The sequence below is a fragment of the Streptomyces venezuelae genome (assembly GCF_008642335.1).
Taxonomy (GTDB): Bacteria; Actinomycetota; Actinomycetes; order Streptomycetales; family Streptomycetaceae; genus Streptomyces; species Streptomyces venezuelae_F.
In genome coordinates this window covers 427,896-444,113 of record NZ_CP029191.1, presented here as the reverse complement: position 1 = coordinate 444,113, position 16,218 = coordinate 427,896, and the positions used below count along the sequence as shown (strand labels likewise).

14 protein-coding genes and 2 pseudogenes are annotated in these 16,218 nt (G+C 71.8%); 8 read left to right on the top strand and 8 right to left on the bottom strand.

Annotated elements, in window-relative coordinates; translation table 11 throughout:
- Positions 1–38 precede the first annotated feature (38 nt).
- The 3 genes and pseudogenes from DEJ49_RS02030 to DEJ49_RS36930 form a co-directional block, all read right to left on the bottom strand.
- Positions 39–830 (bottom strand): ABC transporter ATP-binding protein, encoded by a 792-nt coding sequence (locus DEJ49_RS02030; protein ID WP_150182081.1) that lies wholly within the window; start codon positions 828–830, stop codon positions 39–41.
- A pseudogene (locus DEJ49_RS02025) lies at positions 803–1,665 on the bottom strand (ABC transporter permease). The gene DEJ49_RS02030 and the pseudogene DEJ49_RS02025 overlap by 28 nt, the downstream one beginning before the upstream one ends.
- A gap of 209 nt (positions 1,666–1,874) precedes the next feature.
- Positions 1,875–1,958 carry a putative leader peptide gene (locus tag DEJ49_RS36930; protein WP_355809829.1) on the bottom strand — a complete coding sequence of 28 codons (84 nt, stop codon included), beginning with the start codon at positions 1,956–1,958 and terminating at the stop codon, positions 1,875–1,877.
- Between the two features lie 102 nt (positions 1,959–2,060).
- Here DEJ49_RS36930 and DEJ49_RS02020 point away from each other — a divergent pair, with 102 nt between their 5' ends.
- Positions 2,061–2,483, top strand: coding sequence for a secondary thiamine-phosphate synthase enzyme YjbQ (locus tag DEJ49_RS02020; RefSeq protein ID WP_150182080.1), 423 nt, complete (start codon positions 2,061–2,063; stop codon positions 2,481–2,483).
- Between the two features lie 21 nt (positions 2,484–2,504).
- Here the strand turns inward: DEJ49_RS02020 and DEJ49_RS02015 are convergent, their stop codons facing one another.
- Positions 2,505–2,921, bottom strand: coding sequence for a Fur family transcriptional regulator (locus DEJ49_RS02015; RefSeq protein WP_150182079.1), 417 nt, complete (start codon positions 2,919–2,921; stop codon positions 2,505–2,507).
- A gap of 253 nt (positions 2,922–3,174) precedes the next feature.
- Here DEJ49_RS02015 and katG point away from each other — a divergent pair, with 253 nt between their 5' ends.
- From katG to DEJ49_RS02000, 3 genes and pseudogenes are all read left to right on the top strand, one after another.
- Complete coding sequence (gene katG / locus DEJ49_RS02010) at positions 3,175–5,400, top strand: catalase/peroxidase HPI (RefSeq protein WP_150182078.1); 2,226 nt, start codon at positions 3,175–3,177, stop codon at positions 5,398–5,400.
- A 114-nt stretch (positions 5,401–5,514) separates the two neighbouring features.
- Complete coding sequence (locus tag DEJ49_RS02005) at positions 5,515–6,132, top strand: TOPRIM nucleotidyl transferase/hydrolase domain-containing protein (RefSeq protein ID WP_150182077.1); 618 nt, start codon at positions 5,515–5,517, stop codon at positions 6,130–6,132.
- Positions 6,133–6,284: 152 nt separating this feature from the next.
- A pseudogene (locus tag DEJ49_RS02000) lies at positions 6,285–7,614 on the top strand (FAD-dependent oxidoreductase).
- Between the two features lie 91 nt (positions 7,615–7,705).
- On the opposite strand, the gene DEJ49_RS01995 reads toward DEJ49_RS02000, so the two are convergent.
- The 4 genes from DEJ49_RS01995 to DEJ49_RS01980 form a co-directional block, all read right to left on the bottom strand.
- Entirely contained in the window at positions 7,706–9,049 is a 1,344-nt protein-coding gene (locus DEJ49_RS01995) for an aldehyde dehydrogenase family protein (protein ID WP_150182076.1), read from the bottom strand.
- Positions 9,050–9,134: 85 nt separating this feature from the next.
- On the bottom strand, positions 9,135–9,701 hold the full coding sequence (locus DEJ49_RS01990; RefSeq protein WP_150182075.1) for a TetR/AcrR family transcriptional regulator: 567 nt from the start codon (positions 9,699–9,701) through the stop codon (positions 9,135–9,137).
- Between the two features lie 3 nt (positions 9,702–9,704).
- The gene (locus tag DEJ49_RS01985) at positions 9,705–10,400 is read right to left on the bottom strand and encodes a type 1 glutamine amidotransferase domain-containing protein (RefSeq protein ID WP_150182074.1); all 696 of its coding nucleotides are present in this window, start codon (positions 10,398–10,400) and stop codon (positions 9,705–9,707) included.
- A gap of 154 nt (positions 10,401–10,554) precedes the next feature.
- Entirely contained in the window at positions 10,555–11,142 is a 588-nt protein-coding gene (locus DEJ49_RS01980; protein ID WP_150182073.1) for a TetR/AcrR family transcriptional regulator, read from the bottom strand.
- Positions 11,143–11,373: 231 nt separating this feature from the next.
- Between DEJ49_RS01980 and DEJ49_RS01975 the strand changes: the two genes are divergently transcribed.
- From DEJ49_RS01975 to DEJ49_RS01960, 4 genes are read left to right on the top strand one after another with little or no spacing between them, the layout of a single operon-like run.
- On the top strand, positions 11,374–11,934 hold the full coding sequence (locus DEJ49_RS01975; RefSeq protein ID WP_150182072.1) for a 2Fe-2S iron-sulfur cluster-binding protein: 561 nt from the start codon (positions 11,374–11,376) through the stop codon (positions 11,932–11,934).
- Positions 11,931–12,923 carry an FAD binding domain-containing protein gene (locus DEJ49_RS01970; RefSeq protein ID WP_150182071.1) on the top strand — a complete coding sequence of 331 codons (993 nt, stop codon included), beginning with the start codon at positions 11,931–11,933 and terminating at the stop codon, positions 12,921–12,923. The genes DEJ49_RS01975 and DEJ49_RS01970 overlap by 4 nt, the downstream gene beginning before the upstream one ends.
- Positions 12,920–15,067, top strand: a complete 2,148-nt coding sequence (locus tag DEJ49_RS01965; RefSeq protein WP_150182070.1) for a xanthine dehydrogenase family protein molybdopterin-binding subunit — start codon at positions 12,920–12,922, stop codon at positions 15,065–15,067. Before DEJ49_RS01970 ends, DEJ49_RS01965 begins: the two co-directional genes overlap by 4 nt.
- Entirely contained in the window at positions 15,060–16,208 is a 1,149-nt protein-coding gene (locus DEJ49_RS01960; RefSeq protein ID WP_150182069.1) for an XdhC family protein, read from the top strand. The genes DEJ49_RS01965 and DEJ49_RS01960 overlap by 8 nt, the downstream gene beginning before the upstream one ends.
- Positions 16,209–16,218 lie beyond the last annotated feature (10 nt).

Genomic DNA, 16,218 nt, shown 5'->3' with positions numbered 1-16,218 from the left:
GGACGAGGACGTTGCGGGAGCGGGAGCGGGAGCGGTGTTCAGGCGGCGGAGGTTTCGGCGGCGGTCGCCTCGACGCCGAGCCGTTCGAGCAGCTCCGCGCGGAGCTCGCCGAAGCGGGGGTCGGAGATGCCGCGCGGCCGTTCCAGGTCGATCTCCGTCTCGTACGCGATCACCCCGCCGTCCATGACCAGGACCCGGTCGGCGAGGAGCACCGCCTCCTCGACGTCGTGTGTGACGAGGAGAACCGCGCAGCCGCGCCGCTGCCACAGCTCGTCGACGAGGCGCTGCGCCTTGATGCGGGTGAGCGCGTCGAGCGCGCCGAACGGTTCGTCGAGCAGGAGCAGATCCGGCTCGCGCACCAAGGCGCGGGCCAGCGAGGCGCGCTGGGCCTCGCCGCCGGAGAGGGTCTTGGGCCAGGCGTCGGTGCGGTGCTTCAGGCCCACCTCGGCCAGGGCCTGCTCGGCGACGTCCCGGTGGGGCTTGCCCGGCAGCCCGAGCAGTACGTTGCGCCACACCCGCTTCCACGGCATCAGCCGCGGCGCCTGGAACGCGACGGCCTTGCGGCGCGGCACGAGCACGGTGCCCTCGATGTCGCGGTCGAGCCCGGCGAGGATGCGCAACAGCGTCGACTTGCCGCAGCCGCTGCGGCCGAGCAGCGCGACGAACTCGCCGGGGCGCACGTCGAGGTGCAGGTCGTGGATGACGGCACGCCCGTCGAACGTACGGGTCAGCCCGTCGACGCGGACGGCGGAGGTCACGGAGGGCGCGGAGGGCGCGGAGGACACGGGGGGCACGGTCGTGGTCACCGGCCGGTGAACGTCGGTCGCCATTGCAGCAGCAGCCTTTCGAGGGTTCGGACGACGAAGTCGGCCGTCAGGCCGAGGAAGGCGTAGACGACGAGGCAGACGACGATCACGTCGGTGCGCAGGAAGTCGCGGGCCTGGACCATGAGGAAGCCGAGGCCGGCGTCGGCGTTGACCTGTTCGGCGAAGACGAGGGCGAGCCAGGAGATGCCCAGCGAGTAGCGCAGCCCCGTCATGGCGCCGGGCAGCGCGCCCGGCAGGATGACGTGCCGCACGAGCCCCCACCGCGAGAGACCGAGTGACTCCCCGGCCTCGATCAACTGGGCGTCGACGCCCCGGATCCCGGCGTACACGTTGAGGTAGAGCGGGAAGGACACCCCGAGCGTGATGATCGCGATCTTCGGCGCCTCGCCGATCCCGAACCAGATGATGAACAGCGGGATCAGCCCGACGAACGGCACGGTGCGCAGCATCTGCACGCTGGCGTCCACGAGGTCCTCGCCGATCCGGAAGAGCCCGGAGACGAGCGCGAGCACCGTCCCGACGACGGTGCCGAAGAGCAGCCCGAGCGCGACACGCTGCAGGGAGACCCCCCCCTGGCTGCAGGACCGCCGGCGACGCGGGCGACGGTCCCGGGGGAGGCGAGCACGTCACCGGCCAGTACGCCGGTGGCGCTCAGGATCTGCCAGAGGGCGAGCAGCGCGAGCGGGCCGGAGGTGCGGCGCAGCCAGCGGGGGACGCGGGCGCGGCGGGTGGAGGAGGGAACGAGGGCTTGGAGCTCGAGTCCTGGGGACGGCTCGGAAGACGACTTGGGGGATATGTCGGGCACGGGCGGGTGTGGTGGGGCATGGCTGATGCTCACGGGGGCTCCACGGGGCGAGGGGCAGGCGTGACGGGGCACCGGTGGCCGGGGGCGGGCGGGCGGCTGGGCCCTGAGGCCGAGCCCGAACCCGAGCTCAGTCCCTGCATGCAGTCACGCAGTCATGCGTGCATGCGGCATGCGGGAGCGGCACGGGGGCGCCTGACGGCGGATGCCGGGAAAGAAGGAAACGCGAAAGCGGGGAAAGGGCGTCAGCAGCCGCGACGACACGCGGAGGAGGCCACCCGCAGCAGGTCGATGTGACCGCGCGTGGTGAGCAGGGCTGAACGCAACATGCCGCAGAACGTAGCCACTTCGGCAACGCACGGTCAATGGCGTCTCGAAAGGCGGACTCCCGATATCAGGCAGTGGAAGCCGACGTGGGGAAGAATGGACGCATGTCCGATGCGTTCACCACCCGAGTCCTGCAGGTCACCACCGGATCGACCGAGGTCGTCCGTGATCTCACCGCCGACTGCGAGGCCTTCCTGCGCGAGGCGGCCGACGGCCGTGACGGCCTCCTCAACATCTTCGTCCCGCACGCCACGGCGGGCATCGCCGTACTGGAGACCGGCGCGGGCAGCGACGACGACCTGCTCGCCACGCTGCACACGCTGCTCCCGGCGGACGACCGCTGGCAGCACCGCCACGGCAGCCCGGGCCACGGCCGCGACCACGTGCTCCCCGCCCTGGTCCCGCCCCACGCGACCCTGCCGGTCGTCGACGGCCGCCTGGAGCTGGGGACCTGGCAGTCGGTGTGCCTGGTCGACACGAACGTCGACAATCCGGACCGGAAGGTGCGGCTTTCGTTCCTCGGCTGACCGCTGACGGGAGTGCGCGGCTCAGTCCGCCGCGCACTCCGGACAGCGTCCCCGGTACGTCACCTCCGCCGCGGTGACCGTGTAGCCGAAGCGTTCGGAGGAGGGCAGGGCTGCCACGGGGTCGTCCGTGGGGTGGACGTCGCGGATCGTGCCGCAGGACGAGCAGATCAAGTGCTGGTGCGGGCGGTGGGCGTTGGGGTCGTAGCGTTTGGCGCGGCCGTCCGTCGTCACCTCGATCACCTCGCCGAGGGAGACGAGTTCGCCGAGGGTGTTGTAGACGGTGGCGCGGGATATCTCCGGGAGCCTGGCGGTGGCCTGGGCGAGCACCTCGTCGGCGGTCAGGTGGACGTGGTCGCCGGAGAGTACCTCGGCGACCACGCGGCGCTGTGCGGTCATGCGCCAACCGCGTCCGCGGAGCCGTTGCAGCAGGTCACTCATGACCACCAACCCTTACTTTGCAGAGCCCTCACGAATGAATACGCGTGCGCCTGTCTTCCGTATTGACTTGGAATTCGTCCATCGTAGGATCGGATCCGGCTGGCAGCCAAGGGTCAGGGCAACGGCAGGAAACCACACGTGACTTCACTGGATCGCCTTACGTCAACGCATCGCCTTCCGACCCGCGCGTGCACCTGCTCCACCACCCTCAGCTCCTGAGCACCGCGATCCGCCCTCTCCGGAAGGATTCCCCATGACAGAGAACCACGACGCGATCGTCACCGACCCCAAACCGGAGGAGACGGGCGGCTGTCCGGTGGCGCACCGCGCGCCGCATCCGACGCAGGGCGGCGGAAACCGGCAGTGGTGGCCGGAGCGGCTCAACCTGAAGATCCTGGCGAAGAACCCCGCCGTGGCCAACCCGCTCGGCGAGGAGTTCGACTACGCCGAGGCGTTCAAGACCCTCGACCTGCCCGCCGTGAAGCGGGACATCGCCGAGGTGCTCACGACCTCCCAGGACTGGTGGCCCGCCGACTTCGGCAACTACGGCCCGTTCATGATCCGGATGGCGTGGCACAGCGCCGGCACGTACCGCATCAGCGACGGCCGCGGCGGCGCCGGCGCCGGCCAGCAGCGTTTCGCGCCGCTCAACAGCTGGCCGGACAACGCCAGCCTCGACAAGGCCCGGCGTCTGCTGTGGCCGGTCAAGAAGAAGTACGGCCAGTCGCTCTCCTGGGCCGACCTCCTCATCCTCACCGGCAACGTCGCCCTGGAGACGATGGGCTTGAAGACCTTCGGCTTCGGCGGCGGCCGCGCCGACGTGTGGGAGCCCGACGAGGACGTCTACTGGGGCCCCGAGACCGAATGGCTCGGCGACGAGCGCTACACCGGCGACCGCGAGCTGGAGAACCCGCTCGGCGCGGTCCAGATGGGCCTCATCTACGTCAACCCCGAGGGCCCGAACGGCAATCCGGACCCGATCGCCGCGGCCCGCGACATCCGTGAGACGTTCCGCCGGATGGCGATGAACGACGAGGAGACCGTCGCCCTCATCGCGGGCGGCCACACCTTCGGCAAGACCCACGGCGCGGGCCCCGCCGACGCGGTCGGTGACGACCCCGAGGCCGCCCCCATGGAGCAGATGGGTCTGGGCTGGCGCAGCACGCACGGCACGGGCGTCGGCGCCGACGCGATCACCAGCGGCCTCGAGGGCATCTGGACCGACACCCCCACCACGTGGGACAACAGCTTCTTCGAGATCCTCTTCGGCTACGAGTGGGAGCTGTTCAAGAGCCCCGCGGGCGCGCACCAGTGGCGGCCGAAGGACGGTGCGGGCGCGGGCACCGTCCCCGACGCCTTCGACGCGACGAAGAAGCACGCGCCGACGATGCTCACGACCGACCTGTCGCTCCGGTTCGACCCGGTCTACGAGCAGATCTCGCGTCGCTTCAAGGACGACCCGGACGCGTTCGCGGACGCCTTCGCGCGCGCCTGGTTCAAGCTGACCCACCGCGACATGGGCCCGATCGTGCGCTACCTCGGCCCGGAGGTCCCGAGCGAGACGCTGGTGTGGCAGGACCCGCTGCCCGAGGTGACGTACGAGAGCATCGACGCCGCGGACGTCACCGCTCTCAAGGAGCGGATCCTCGCCTCGGACCTGTCGGTGTCGCAGCTCGTGTCCACGGCGTGGGCGGCCGCCTCCTCCTTCCGCGGCAGCGACAAGCGGGGCGGTGCCAACGGTGCGCGGATCCGTCTTGAGCCGCAGCGCGGCTGGGAGGTCAACAACCCCGACGAGCTGGCGACGGTCCTGCGCGCTCTGGAGGGCATCCAGGAGTCCTTCAACTCCTCGCGCACGGACGGCAAGCAGGTCTCGCTCGCCGACCTGATCGTGCTCGCGGGCAGCGCGGCCGTCGAGCAGGCCGCGAAGGACGGCGGCTTCGCCGTGGAGGTGCCCTTCACCCCGGGCCGCGTCGACGCGTCGCAGGAACAGACCGACGTGGAGTCGTTCGCCGAGATCGAGCCTGCCGCCGACGGATTCCGCAACTACGTCGGCAAGGGCAACCGCCTGCCCGCCGAGTACCTGCTGCTCGACAAGGCGAACCTGCTGACCCTGAGCGCCCCGGAGATGACGGTCCTCGTCGGCGGTCTGCGCGTCCTCGGCGCGAACCACCGGGGTTCCAAGCACGGCGTCCTCACCACCAGCCCCGGCACCCTCACCAACGACTTCTTCGTCAACCTGCTCGACCTGGGCACGGAGTGGAAGTCGACGTCCGAGGCGCAGGACACGTTCGAGGGCCGCGACGCCTCCGGCGCGGTCAAGTGGACCGGCACGCGGGCCGACCTGGTCTTCGGCTCCAACTCCGAGCTGCGCGCGCTCGCCGAGGTCTACGCGAGCGACGACGCGAAGGAGAAGTTCGTGCGCGACTTCGTCGCCGCGTGGGTCAAGGTCATGAACCTCGACCGGTTCGACGTGGCGTGACACGGGCCGACTGAGAGGTGACCGTCGGGCGGCGCGTCCAGGGTGGTACGACCTGGCCGCGCCGCCCTTCGATATTCGGTGCCGTTCCGCGCGGCTGACGTGCAGACTCGTTCCATGGCGGACATGTGGGCGTTCAGGGACGCGGTGAGCAGCTGGGCGGCGGGTGGTCCCGGCGGGCCCGCGCGTGCTCTGGCGGGACAGTTGGGGCTGCGGACCGCGGTGCTCCTGGAAGGGCCCAGCGATCTCGCGGCCGTCGAGACGCTCGCCGCGCGGCGGGGGCGGGATCTCGCCGCCGAGGGGGTGTGCGTCGTGCCGATGGGCGGGGCGATGAGCGTCGGCCGGTACGCCGGACTCCTCGGGGCACCGGGTCTCGGGCTGCGCCTGACGGGGTTGTGCGACGTGGGGGAGCAGCGTTTCTACGATCGCGGTCTCGAGCGGGCCGGGGCGTCGCCGCGGGACGTCCACGTCTGTGCCGCGGACCTGGAGGACGAGCTCATCCGCGCGCTGGGCGTCGAGCGGGTCGAGGAGGTCATCCGGGACGAGGGCGACCTGCGCGCCTGGCAGACTCTGCAGCGGCAGCCCGCCCATCAGGGCACGCCGCGCCATCGACAACTGCGGCGCTTCCTCGGCACGAAGAAGGGGCGCAAGATCCGCTATGGCAGTCTCCTGACGGAGGCGCTGGCCCCCGGCGAAGTGCCCGCTCCGCTCGACGGTCTGCTCGCGGGCGTATGAGGCGACGGCTGCGCGCAGGACCCAAGCGGATATGATGGGAGTCATAAGGCTGCCTTATGAGGTCATAAAGCCGACCCCCCTACTTACTTAGGCTTGCCTTAGCTTAGGCTTTCCCTCGAGTCACTCCATCACCGCTCGAAGGGAACCTGAACATGCCTCGCCCTCTGCGGGTAGCCATTGTCGGAGCCGGTCCTGCCGGAATCTACGCCGCCGACGCGCTGCTCAAGTCCGCAGTGGCGGTCGAGCCGGGTGTGTCGATCGACCTCTTCGAGCGGATGCCGGCGCCGTTCGGCCTGATCCGCTACGGCGTCGCCCCCGACCACCCCCGGATCAAGGGCATCATCACGGCCCTGCACCAGGTGCTCGACAAGCCCCAGATCCGCCTCTTCGGCAACGTCGACCTTCTATGACGCCGTGATCTTCTCCACGGGCGCCACCGCCGACCGCGCGCTCGACATACCCGGCATCGACCTCGACGGCTCGTACGGTGCCGCGGACTTCGTGTCCTGGTACGACGGGCACCCCGACGTGCCGCGCACCTGGCCGCTGGAGGCCGAGAAGGTCGCCGTCCTCGGCGTCGGCAACGTAGCGCTCGATGTCGCCCGCATCCTCGCCAAGACCGCCGAGGAGCTGCTGCCCACCGAGATCCCGGCCAACGTCCACGAGGGCCTCAAGGCCAACAAGGCCCTGGAGGTCCACGTCTTCGGGCGCCGCGGCCCGGCGCAGGCGAAGTTCAGCCCGATGGAGCTGCGCGAGCTGGACCACTCGCCGAACATCGAGGTCATCGTCGACCCCGAGGACATCGACTACGACGACGGGTCGATCGCGACCCGGCGCGGCAACAAGCAGGCCGACATGGTCGCCAAGACCCTGGAGAACTGGGCGATCCGCGACGTCGGCGACCGCCCGCACAAATTGTTCCTGCACTTCTTCGAGTCTCCGGTCGAGATCCTCGGCGAGGACGGCAAGGTCGTCGGCCTGCGCACCGAGCGCACCGCCCTCGACGGCACCGGCAACGTCAAGGGCACCGGCGAGTTCAAGGACTGGGACCTCGGAGCGGTCTACCGCGCCGTCGGCTACCTCTCCGACGAACTCCCCAAGCTGCCCTGGGACGTCACCTCCGGCACCGTTCCGGACGTGGCGGGCCGCGTGATCGAGGAGTCCGGCGAGCACCTGCAGTCGACGTACGTCACCGGGTGGATCCGCCGCGGCCCCGTCGGCCTCATCGGCCACACCAAGGGCGACGCCAACGAGACCGTCGCCAGCCTCCTCGACGACCGCGAGAACGGCCGGCTGCACACCCCCGCCGCGCCCGAGCCCGAGGCCGTCGACGCCTTCCTCGGCGAGCGGAACGTCCGCTTCACCACGTGGGACGGCTGGTACCGGCTCGACGCCGCGGAGAAGGCGCTCGGTGAGCCGCACGGCCGCGAGCGCGTGAAGATCGTCGAGCGCGAGGACATGCTGAAGGCGAGCGGCGCGTAACGCCCCGCGGTTCGACCGCGGTTTGACCCCTGTGTGCGCGGGTGAGTTGGAGAGTGTCCTCTCCAACTCACCCGCGCATGCTGCTGTCCGGTTACTTGCCCGCGCCGAGCGGCACGTCCAGGCGGGCGCGGCGGTGGCTGAACGCGGCGATGGAGTGCGGCCCGTGGTAACTGCCCATGCCGCTCTCGCCGACCCCGCCGAACGGCAGCTCGGACACGCGCAGATGAGCCATCGGCAGCCCGAAGCCGAGCCCGCCGGACGAGGTCTCGGCGGCGAGGCGGCGCCGCGTCGTCTCGTTCTCCGTGAAGCCGTACAGGGCCAGCGGCTTGTCGCGGTCGTTGATGAACGCGATGGCCTCGTCCAGGTCCGCCACCTCCACGATGGGCAGGACCGGGCCGAAGATCTCCTCGGCCATGACGGGGTCGTCCGCCGTCACGCCGGTCAGGACGGTCGGCGCGATGTACACGTCGTCCCGGTCGGTCCGCCCGCCGAACGCCGTCGTACCCGATCCGAGCAGGGCGCTCACGCGGTCGAAGTGCCGCTCGTTCACCATCCGCCCGTACGCCGGTGAGGACTGCGGGTCGGCGCCGAAGAGCCGCTCCACGGCCTCCGCGAGCGCGCCCGCGAGGGCACGGGCGGTGTCCGGGTCGGTCAGTACGTAGTCCGGCGCGACGCAGGTCTGCCCGGCGTTGCGGAACTTGGCGTCGGCCAGCCGGGCCGCGACGGTGGCGACATCGGCGTCCCGGTCCACGAACACCGGGGACTTGCCGCCCAGTTCGAGGGTCACGGGCGTGAGGTGCTCGGCGGCGGCACGCATCACGATGCGGCCGACCGTGCCGTTGCCGGTGTAGAAGATGTGGTCGAAGCGCTCGGCGAGCAGCGCCGTGGTCTCGGGGATGCCGCCCTCGACGACGGCCACGGCCTCGGGGTCCACGTACTCGGGTACCAGGCGGGCCATCAATGCCGAGGTCGCCGGGGCGAGTTCGCTCGGCTTCAGGATCACCGTGTTGCCCGCGGCGAGCGCTCCCGCGACCGGTACGAGGGACAGCTGGACCGGGTAGTTCCACGGGGCGATGACCAGCACGGTGCCCAGCGGCTCGTACTGCGTGCTGGCCGTGGACCCCTCGGGCAGTCCGGCGAGGGAGGCCTGGTCGAGCCGCTGCGGTTCGAGCCACTCCGCGAGGTGCGCCAGCGTGTGGTCGATCTCGTGCACGGGCAGGTCGATCTCCGCGCCGTATGCCTCGGGGCGGGGCTTGTGCAGGTCGCTGTGGAGGGCGTCGGCGATGGCCTCGCGGTTCTCGGTGAACAGGGCGCGCAGCCGGGTCAGCTGCTCCTGTCGCCAGGCGAGGGGCCGGGTGCGGCCCGTCGCGAAGGTGGCGCGCAGCCGGGCGACCAGGGCGGCGGTCCGGTCGGTGAGGGTCACATCGGTGGTCATGGGGGGATTCCTCAGCAGTACTTGTGCGATGTGCGATGTGCGGTGTGTGAGTGCGATGCGCGGCGTGCGGTCGATGCGTCGTGCGCTACGCGGTCCGTGTGCGGGCCGGCGTGCCGAGCAGGCCGGTGGCGAGCGCGTCGGTGGCCGGGGCCAGCAGGCTCCGGGGTTCCCGCGCCCCCTCCAGGCCGACGACGAGCGCGACGCAGATGTCGGCCGCCTCGGCGGGCGTGACGCCCGCGACCGTGCCCGACTCGGTGAACAGACCGGTCAGCACGTCGCGCAGCTCCGACGTGAACGACGTGCAGATGTCGCCGAAGAGGCGGGCCTTCCCGTCGAGCAGCTCCGTGGCGTGCGGGGAGTCCCCGGCGAGCTGGAGGACGAGGTCGAGCTTGGCGGCCAGGACGCCGTGCAGTCTCTCCGCGTACGGGGCGTCGGCGGCGGCCGCCGTCCGGGCCCGCCGGAGCGCCTGTTCGTGAAGGCGCCCGGCGAGCCTGCGGAAGGCGTCGTCCTTGCCGCGCACGTACTGGTAGACGGCGGACCGGGACACGCCCATGGCGGCGGCGATGTCGTCCATCGTGGTGCGCCGCGCGCCGTACCGCGTGAGGCAGTCGTAGGCGGCGTCGAGGACCTCGTCGAGCCGGTCGGTGCCCATGGTTCAGGCCAGCTTCCCGAGCAGCTCGACGGCGAGCGGGGCGGAGGACGCCGGGTTCTGGCCGGTGACGAGGTTGCGGTCGACGACCACGTGCGGGGCCCAGGGCTCGCCCTCCTGGAAGTCGGCGCCGCCCTGCACCAGGCGGTCCTGGAGCAGCCACTTCGCCCGGTCGGCGAGGCCGGCCTGGGTCTCCTCGGCGTTGGTGAAGCCGGTGAGGCGGTAGCCCGCGAACGAGGGCAGGCCGTCGGCGGAGACGGCGGCCAGAAGCGCGGCGGGCGCGTGGCAGACGATGCCGAGCGGCTTGCCCGTCTCCAGGGCGGTGGTCAGCAGCTTGCCGGACTCGGCGTCGACGGCGAGGTCCTCCATGGGGCCGTGGCCGCCGGGGTAGAAGACGGCCACGTAGTCGTCGAGGTTCACCTCGGCCAGCTTGACCGGGTGCTGGAGCTCCGTGAACGCGGCGAGCGAGGCGGCGACCTTCTCGGCGCCTTCCTGTCCGCCGTTGACCTCGGGGGCGAGGGAGCCTTCGTCGACGGTGGGGACGACACCGCCGGGCGTGGCGACGACGATCTCGTGACCGGCGGCCTTGAACGCCTCGTACGGGGCGACGGCCTCCTCGGCCCAGAAGCCGGTCGGGTGCCGGGTTCCGTCGGCCAGGGTCCAGTGGTCGACGCCGGTGACTACGAACAGGATCTTCGACATGGGGGCCTCCGATGGCGGGGTGGTCGGGCGGGCGCTCTGACGTTCTGGATGCAGAACGTCAGTACGGCCATGTCCCCAACGTAAATCCATCGGACATAGGTATCCAATGAGGAAACCAATAGGAGGTATCGGGAAACCGATGGCAGCCGCTGGGTCAGCCGCGCTCGCGCCCGGGCGCCCCGGCCCGCAGTCCGTCCATGACGAGGTCCATCAGCCGGCCCGCCCGGGACTCCCAGTCGCTGTGCGGGTCGATGTGCCAGAGCCCCGCGATGGCGAGCAGGAAGTCGTCGGGGGTGACCCCCGGCCGAATGGTTCCGGCCTCCTCGTTGGCCCGCAGCAGGTGGCCGACGGCCTCGGTCAGCGGGCCGGGGCCGACCCCGGCCAGGCTGCCGAGCGTGCTCGTGGCCTTGCGGATCGCCTCGGCGAGCCCCGCCTTGGCCATCGCGTACCGGACGAGGCGGTCCATCCACTCGCGCAGGGCGCGGTCGGGCTCCCGCGTCGCCAGCAACTGGCAGGCGGCGTCGGAGACCTGCTGCACTTCGTAGCGGTACACCTCGAGGACGAGGGACTCGCGGTTCGGGAAGTTGCGGTAGAACGTGCCCTGGCCGACGCCCGCCTTCTTGGCGATCACGCTGAGCGGCGCGTCGCTCGCCAGCGTCAGCTCCGCCAGGGCCACTTCGAGGATCCGCTCGCGATTGCGCTGCGCGTCCGAGCGCAGGGGCGGGGTCTTGTGCTGACCCATTCGCTCTCCTTCGGCGCGTCGTGGCCTGTTCCATACGGCACGGCCTGAGGGTGCCTTGCTGAGCGGACAACTGTCCGCTAAGTTCGACGGTGAGCGGACAGCTGTCCACTTAGGCTCACCATACCGCAGCCAAGCCCACTGGCGACCCCTGCCGCCGAAGCGGCGACGTCTCCCTCCTCCTGTACGTCTCCCTCCGCCTCGTTCGACGCGATTCGCGAAAGAAGGCTGCTCATGGCTCCATCGACGTCCAGTGCCGTCACCCTGAACATCAACGGTGAGAAGCACACACTGTCCGTCGACCACCGCACCACCCTGCTCGACGCACTGCGCGAGCGGCTCGATCTGACCGGCACCAAGAAGGGGTGCGACCAAGGCCAGTGCGGGGCCTGCACGGTGCTGATCGACGGCCGCAGGGCCGTCTCCTGCCTCACCCTCGCGGTCGCCTCCGAAGGCCGCGAGATCACCACCATCGAGGGCGTCGCGGACGGCGACCGGCTGCACCCCGTCCAGCAGGCCTTCCTCGACCGCGACGGCTTCCAGTGCGGCTACTGCACGCCGGGACAGATCTGTTCCGCCCTCGGCGCGCTGGAGGAGCACGCGGCGGGCTGGCCGAGCGCCGCCACCGCCGACGTCCGCCCCGAAGCGGGCGTGCCCGAGCTCACCGCCGAGGAGATCCGCGAGCGGATGAGCGGCAACCTGTGCCGCTGCGGCGCGTACGTGTCGATCGTGCAGGCCGTCGCCGAGGCCGCCCGCGCGGAAGAGGGAGCAGCAGTGGAAGAGGGAGCGGCATGAGGGACTTCGGCTACCAGCGGGTGTACGACGTGTCCGGCGCGGTCGCCGTGCTCGGCGCCGACCCCGACGCCCGCTATCTCGGCGGCGGCACCAACCTCGTCGACCTGATGAAGACCGGCGTCGAACGGCCCGCGCTCCTCGTCGACGTACGCGAACTGCCCCTGGACACCGTCGAGACCACCGAGGACGGCGGGCTGCGCATCGGCGCGACCGTCACCAACAGCGACCTCGCCGCGCACCCCGACGTGCGCCGCCGCTACCCCGCACTGGCACAGGCCGTCCTCGCCGGCGCTTCCGGGCAGCTGCGCAACATGGCGACCGTCGGCGGGAACCTGCTCCAGCGCACCCGCTGCGGCTACTTCACCGACCTCTCCAAGCCCTGCAACAAGCGCGAGCCCGGCAGCGGCTGCTCGGCCGTCGGCGGCGAGCACCACAACCACGCGATCCTCGGCGCCACCGAGCACTGCGTGGCCGTCCACCCCTCCGACATGGGCGTGGCCCTCACCGCCTTCGACGCGGTCGTCCACTACGAAACCGCCGAAGGCCCCGGCGCGTTGCCGATCACCGAGTTCTACCTGCCCGTGGGCGACACTCCGCACCTGGAGACCGCGCTGCCGTCGGGCGCGCTCATCACCCACGTGACGCTGCCGCCCGCCCCCGTCGCCGCGCTCTCCCGCTACCGCAAGGTGCGCGAGCGCGCCTCCTACGCGTTCGCCATCGGGTCGGTCGCCGCCGCCCTCGACGTACAGGACGGTGTCGTACGAGACGTACGCATCGGCATCGGCGCGGTCGCGTCCCGGCCGTGGCGGGCCCGGGCGGCCGAACAGGCGCTGACCGGCGGCCCGGCGACCGCCGAGGCGTTCGCCGCCGCGGCCGACGCCGAACTGGCCGCCGCCCGCCCGCTGCCCGACAACGGCTACAAGGTGACGCTGACGCGCAACCTCGTCGTGGCCGTCCTGTCCGAACTCACCGAGGAGGCCGCCCGATGACCACGACCACCGCAACCACCGCGGTGACGGGCGCCGTCGGCACCGCGCACACCCGTATCGAAGGCCGCGACAAGGTCACCGGAGCGGCTCGGTACGCCGGCGAGATCCCCTTCACCGACCTCGCACACGGCTGGCTCGTCCTGTCCACCATCGCCCGCGGCCGAATCCGTTCCGTCGACGACGCGCCCGTCCTCGCGATGCCCGGCGTTCTCGCCGTGCTGCACCACGGGAACGCGCCGCGGGTCGACGCGGACTACGTCGGCATGCTCGGGAAGCCGGACCCGGTCGTCGGGGTCCTCCAGCACGACCGGGTGCCCTTCGTGGGCTGGCCCGTGGCGCTGGTCGTCGCCGAGACGTCCGAACAGGCTAGGGAGGCCGCGGAGGCGCTGGTCGTCCACTACGACCAGGAGCCGCACGACGTCGCCTTCGCCGCCGGACGCGCGGGCACGTACACGCCGGACGGCGACGGGATGCGCACGGCGGTGGGCGACCTGGAGTCCCGGCTCGCCGCGTCCGCGCACGTCGTGGACGCCGAGTACACGACGCCCGAAGAGCACCACAGCGCGATGGAACCGCACGCCGCCACGGCACGCTGGGACGACGGGCGGCTGGACATCGTCGACTCCAACCAGGGCAGCACCTGGATCGCGGACGAACTCGCGAAGCTCTTCTCCCTCGACCCGCCGTCCGTTCGGGTGCGCTCCGAGCACGTCGGCGGTGCCTTCGGATCCAAGGGACTGAGGGCCCACCAGGTGCTCGCCGTCATGGCGGCGACCGTGCTCGACCGGCCCGTCCGTGTCGTCATGACCCGCCGCCAGATGTTCTCGCTCATCGGCTACCGCAGCCCCACCACGCAACGCGTCAGGCTCGGCGCCGACCCGGACGGACGGCTCCTCGCCTTCGACCACCAGGGGCAGAGCCTGTCGTCGACCGTCCACGAGTTCGTCGAGGAGAGCGCCGGCTACGGCCGCGCCATGTACGCGGCCGACGCGCACCACACCGTCAACCGTCTCGTCCGTCTCGACGTACCGACCCCGACGTGGGTGCGGGCCCCCGGCGAGGCGCCCGGCTCCTTCGCCGTGGAGTCCGCGCTCGACGAACTCGCCGAGAAGTGCGGCGTGGACCCGATCGCGCTGCGGGCCCGCAACGAGCCGGCCGTGGGCCCCGTCTCCGGGCTGCCGTTCAGCAGCCGCAACCTGCTCGCCTGCTTCGAGGAGGGCGCCCGCAGGTTCGGCTGGGCGGACCGCGACCCGCGCCCCGGACGGCGCCGCGAAGGACGCTGGCTGCTCGGCACCGGCACCGCCGCGTCCACCTTCCCGGTGCTGGTCGCCCCGAGCACGGCCGCGGTGACGGCGGAGGCCGACGGAACGTTCACCGTGCGCATCACCGCCGCGGACGTCGGCACCGGTGCGCGGACCGCGCTCACCCTGATCGCCGCGGACGCCCTCGAAGTGCCGACGGAGCGGGTCCGCGTCCACATCGCCGACAGCGACTTCGGACCCGCGATGATCGCGGGCGGCTCCATGGGCACCCGGTCCTGGGGCTGGGCGGTCATGCTCGCCGCGCGCGAACTGCGGGAGAAGCTGGTCCCCGGCGGCGACATCCCGCCGGACGGCCTCACCGTGCGGTCGAACACCAGCGACGTCATCGGCGCCCTCGCCCAGAAGGAACGGCACGCGTTCGGCGCCCAGTTCGCCGAGGTCGCCGTGGACGTCACCACCGGCGAGGTGCGCGTACGGCGGATGCTCGGCATCTTCGCCGCGGGACGCATCGTCAACCCGCTCACCGCACGCAGCCAGCTGATCGGCGGCATGACCTGGGGCCTGTCGATGGCGCTGCACGAAGAAGCCGTCAGGGACCCGGCGACGGGCGGTCTGGTCGGCCCGGACCTCGCGGGGTACCACATCGCCTCGCACGCCGACGTGCCGCACATCGAGGCGGACTGGGTCGACGACCCGGACGCGGAGGACCCCGTCGGCATCAAGGGCGTCGGCGAGATCGGCATCGTGGGCGCCGCGGCGGCCGTCGCCAACGCGGTCCGGCACGCGACCGGCGTCCGCCACCGTTCCCTGCCGATCCGCCCCGACCGCGTCCTGCGCGCGGGAACCGCACTCGGGGACGAACGGGAAGAGCGCCGTGCTTGACATCGCCGCCGACCTGAACCGCTGGGTCGAGGAGGGCCGGGACTTCGCGGTCGCCACCGTCGTGAGCGTCGGCGGCAGCGCACCGCGCGGTCCCGGCGCCGCGATGGCCGTCGACGGTGAGGGGACCGTCATCGGCTCGGTCTCCGGCGGCTGCGTGGAGGGAGCGGTCTACGACCTGTGCGTCCAGGCGCTCGACGAGGGCGAAGCCGTCGTCGAACGGTTCGGGTACAGCGACGACGACGCCTTCGCCGTCGGCCTCACCTGCGGCGGCGTCATCGAGGTCCTGGTCGCCCCGGTCGCCGTGGACTCACCCGACAGGGCGGTGTTCGCCGCCGCCCTGTCGGCCGCCGCCCGCGGCGAGGCCACCGGCCTGGCCCGGGTCTTCAGGGGCCCGGCCGAGCTCCTCGGCCGACCGCTCGTGGTGACCCCCGCCGGGACCGACGAAGGAACACTCGGCGGCCACCCCGACCTCGACCGCACCGCCGTGGGCGAGAGCCGCGCCCTCCTCGCGGCGGGCCGCACGGGGGAGTTCGTCGTCTCCGAGAGCGGCGCGCACTGTGGCACCGCCGTGACGGTCCTGGTCGAGTCCAGCCAGCCGCCGCCCCGCATGATCGTCTTCGGTGCCGTCGACTTCGCGGCGGCCCTCGTCCGCGTGGGCAAGTTCCTCGGCTACCACGTGACGGTCTGCGACGCCCGCCCCGTCTTCGCCACCCGCGCCCGCTTCCCGGACGCCGACGACATCGTGATCGAGTGGCCGCACCGCTACCTCCGCGACACCGTGACGGACGCCCGCACCGTCCTGTGCGTCCTCACCCACGACGCCAAATTCGACGTGCCGCTGCTCACGGCGGCCCTGCGGCTGCCCGTCGCGTTCGTGGGCGCCATGGGCTCGCGCCGCACCCACGAGGACCGCAACCGCAGGCTGCGCGACGAGGGCGTCACCGAGGCCGAGCTCGGCAGGCTCCGCTCGCCGATCGGGCTCGACCTCGGCGCCCGCACACCCGAGGAGACGGCGCTGTCCATCGCGGCGGAGATCGTCGCGGTACGCCAGGGCGGCACGGGGCACCCGCTGACCGGGGCACGGACACCGATCCACCACGACACGCCCGGCGGCCCTCCGCGAGCCGACGCCCTGGTCTGATTTGGGAGCA

Bases quoted from the DNA above. Each gene is read 5' to 3' on its own strand.
- DEJ49_RS02030 (WP_150182081.1), bottom strand. From the start codon at position 830: ATGGCGACCGACGTTCACCGGCCGGTGACCACGACCGTGCCCCCCGTG.
- DEJ49_RS36930 (WP_355809829.1), bottom strand. From the start codon at position 1,958: ATGTTGCGTTCAGCCCTGCTCACCACGCGCGGTCACATCGACCTGCTG.
- DEJ49_RS02020 (WP_150182080.1), top strand. From the start codon at position 2,061: ATGTCCGATGCGTTCACCACCCGAGTCCTGCAGGTCACCACCGGATCG.
- DEJ49_RS02015 (WP_150182079.1), bottom strand. From the start codon at position 2,921: ATGAGTGACCTGCTGCAACGGCTCCGCGGACGCGGTTGGCGCATGACC.
- katG (WP_150182078.1), top strand. From the start codon at position 3,175: ATGACAGAGAACCACGACGCGATCGTCACCGACCCCAAACCGGAGGAG.
- DEJ49_RS02005 (WP_150182077.1), top strand. From the start codon at position 5,515: ATGGCGGACATGTGGGCGTTCAGGGACGCGGTGAGCAGCTGGGCGGCG.
- DEJ49_RS01995 (WP_150182076.1), bottom strand. From the start codon at position 9,049: ATGACCACCGATGTGACCCTCACCGACCGGACCGCCGCCCTGGTCGCC.
- DEJ49_RS01990 (WP_150182075.1), bottom strand. From the start codon at position 9,701: ATGGGCACCGACCGGCTCGACGAGGTCCTCGACGCCGCCTACGACTGC.
- DEJ49_RS01985 (WP_150182074.1), bottom strand. From the start codon at position 10,400: ATGTCGAAGATCCTGTTCGTAGTCACCGGCGTCGACCACTGGACCCTG.
- DEJ49_RS01980 (WP_150182073.1), bottom strand. From the start codon at position 11,142: ATGGGTCAGCACAAGACCCCGCCCCTGCGCTCGGACGCGCAGCGCAAT.
- DEJ49_RS01975 (WP_150182072.1), top strand. From the start codon at position 11,374: ATGGCTCCATCGACGTCCAGTGCCGTCACCCTGAACATCAACGGTGAG.
- DEJ49_RS01970 (WP_150182071.1), top strand. From the start codon at position 11,931: ATGAGGGACTTCGGCTACCAGCGGGTGTACGACGTGTCCGGCGCGGTC.
- DEJ49_RS01965 (WP_150182070.1), top strand. From the start codon at position 12,920: ATGACCACGACCACCGCAACCACCGCGGTGACGGGCGCCGTCGGCACC.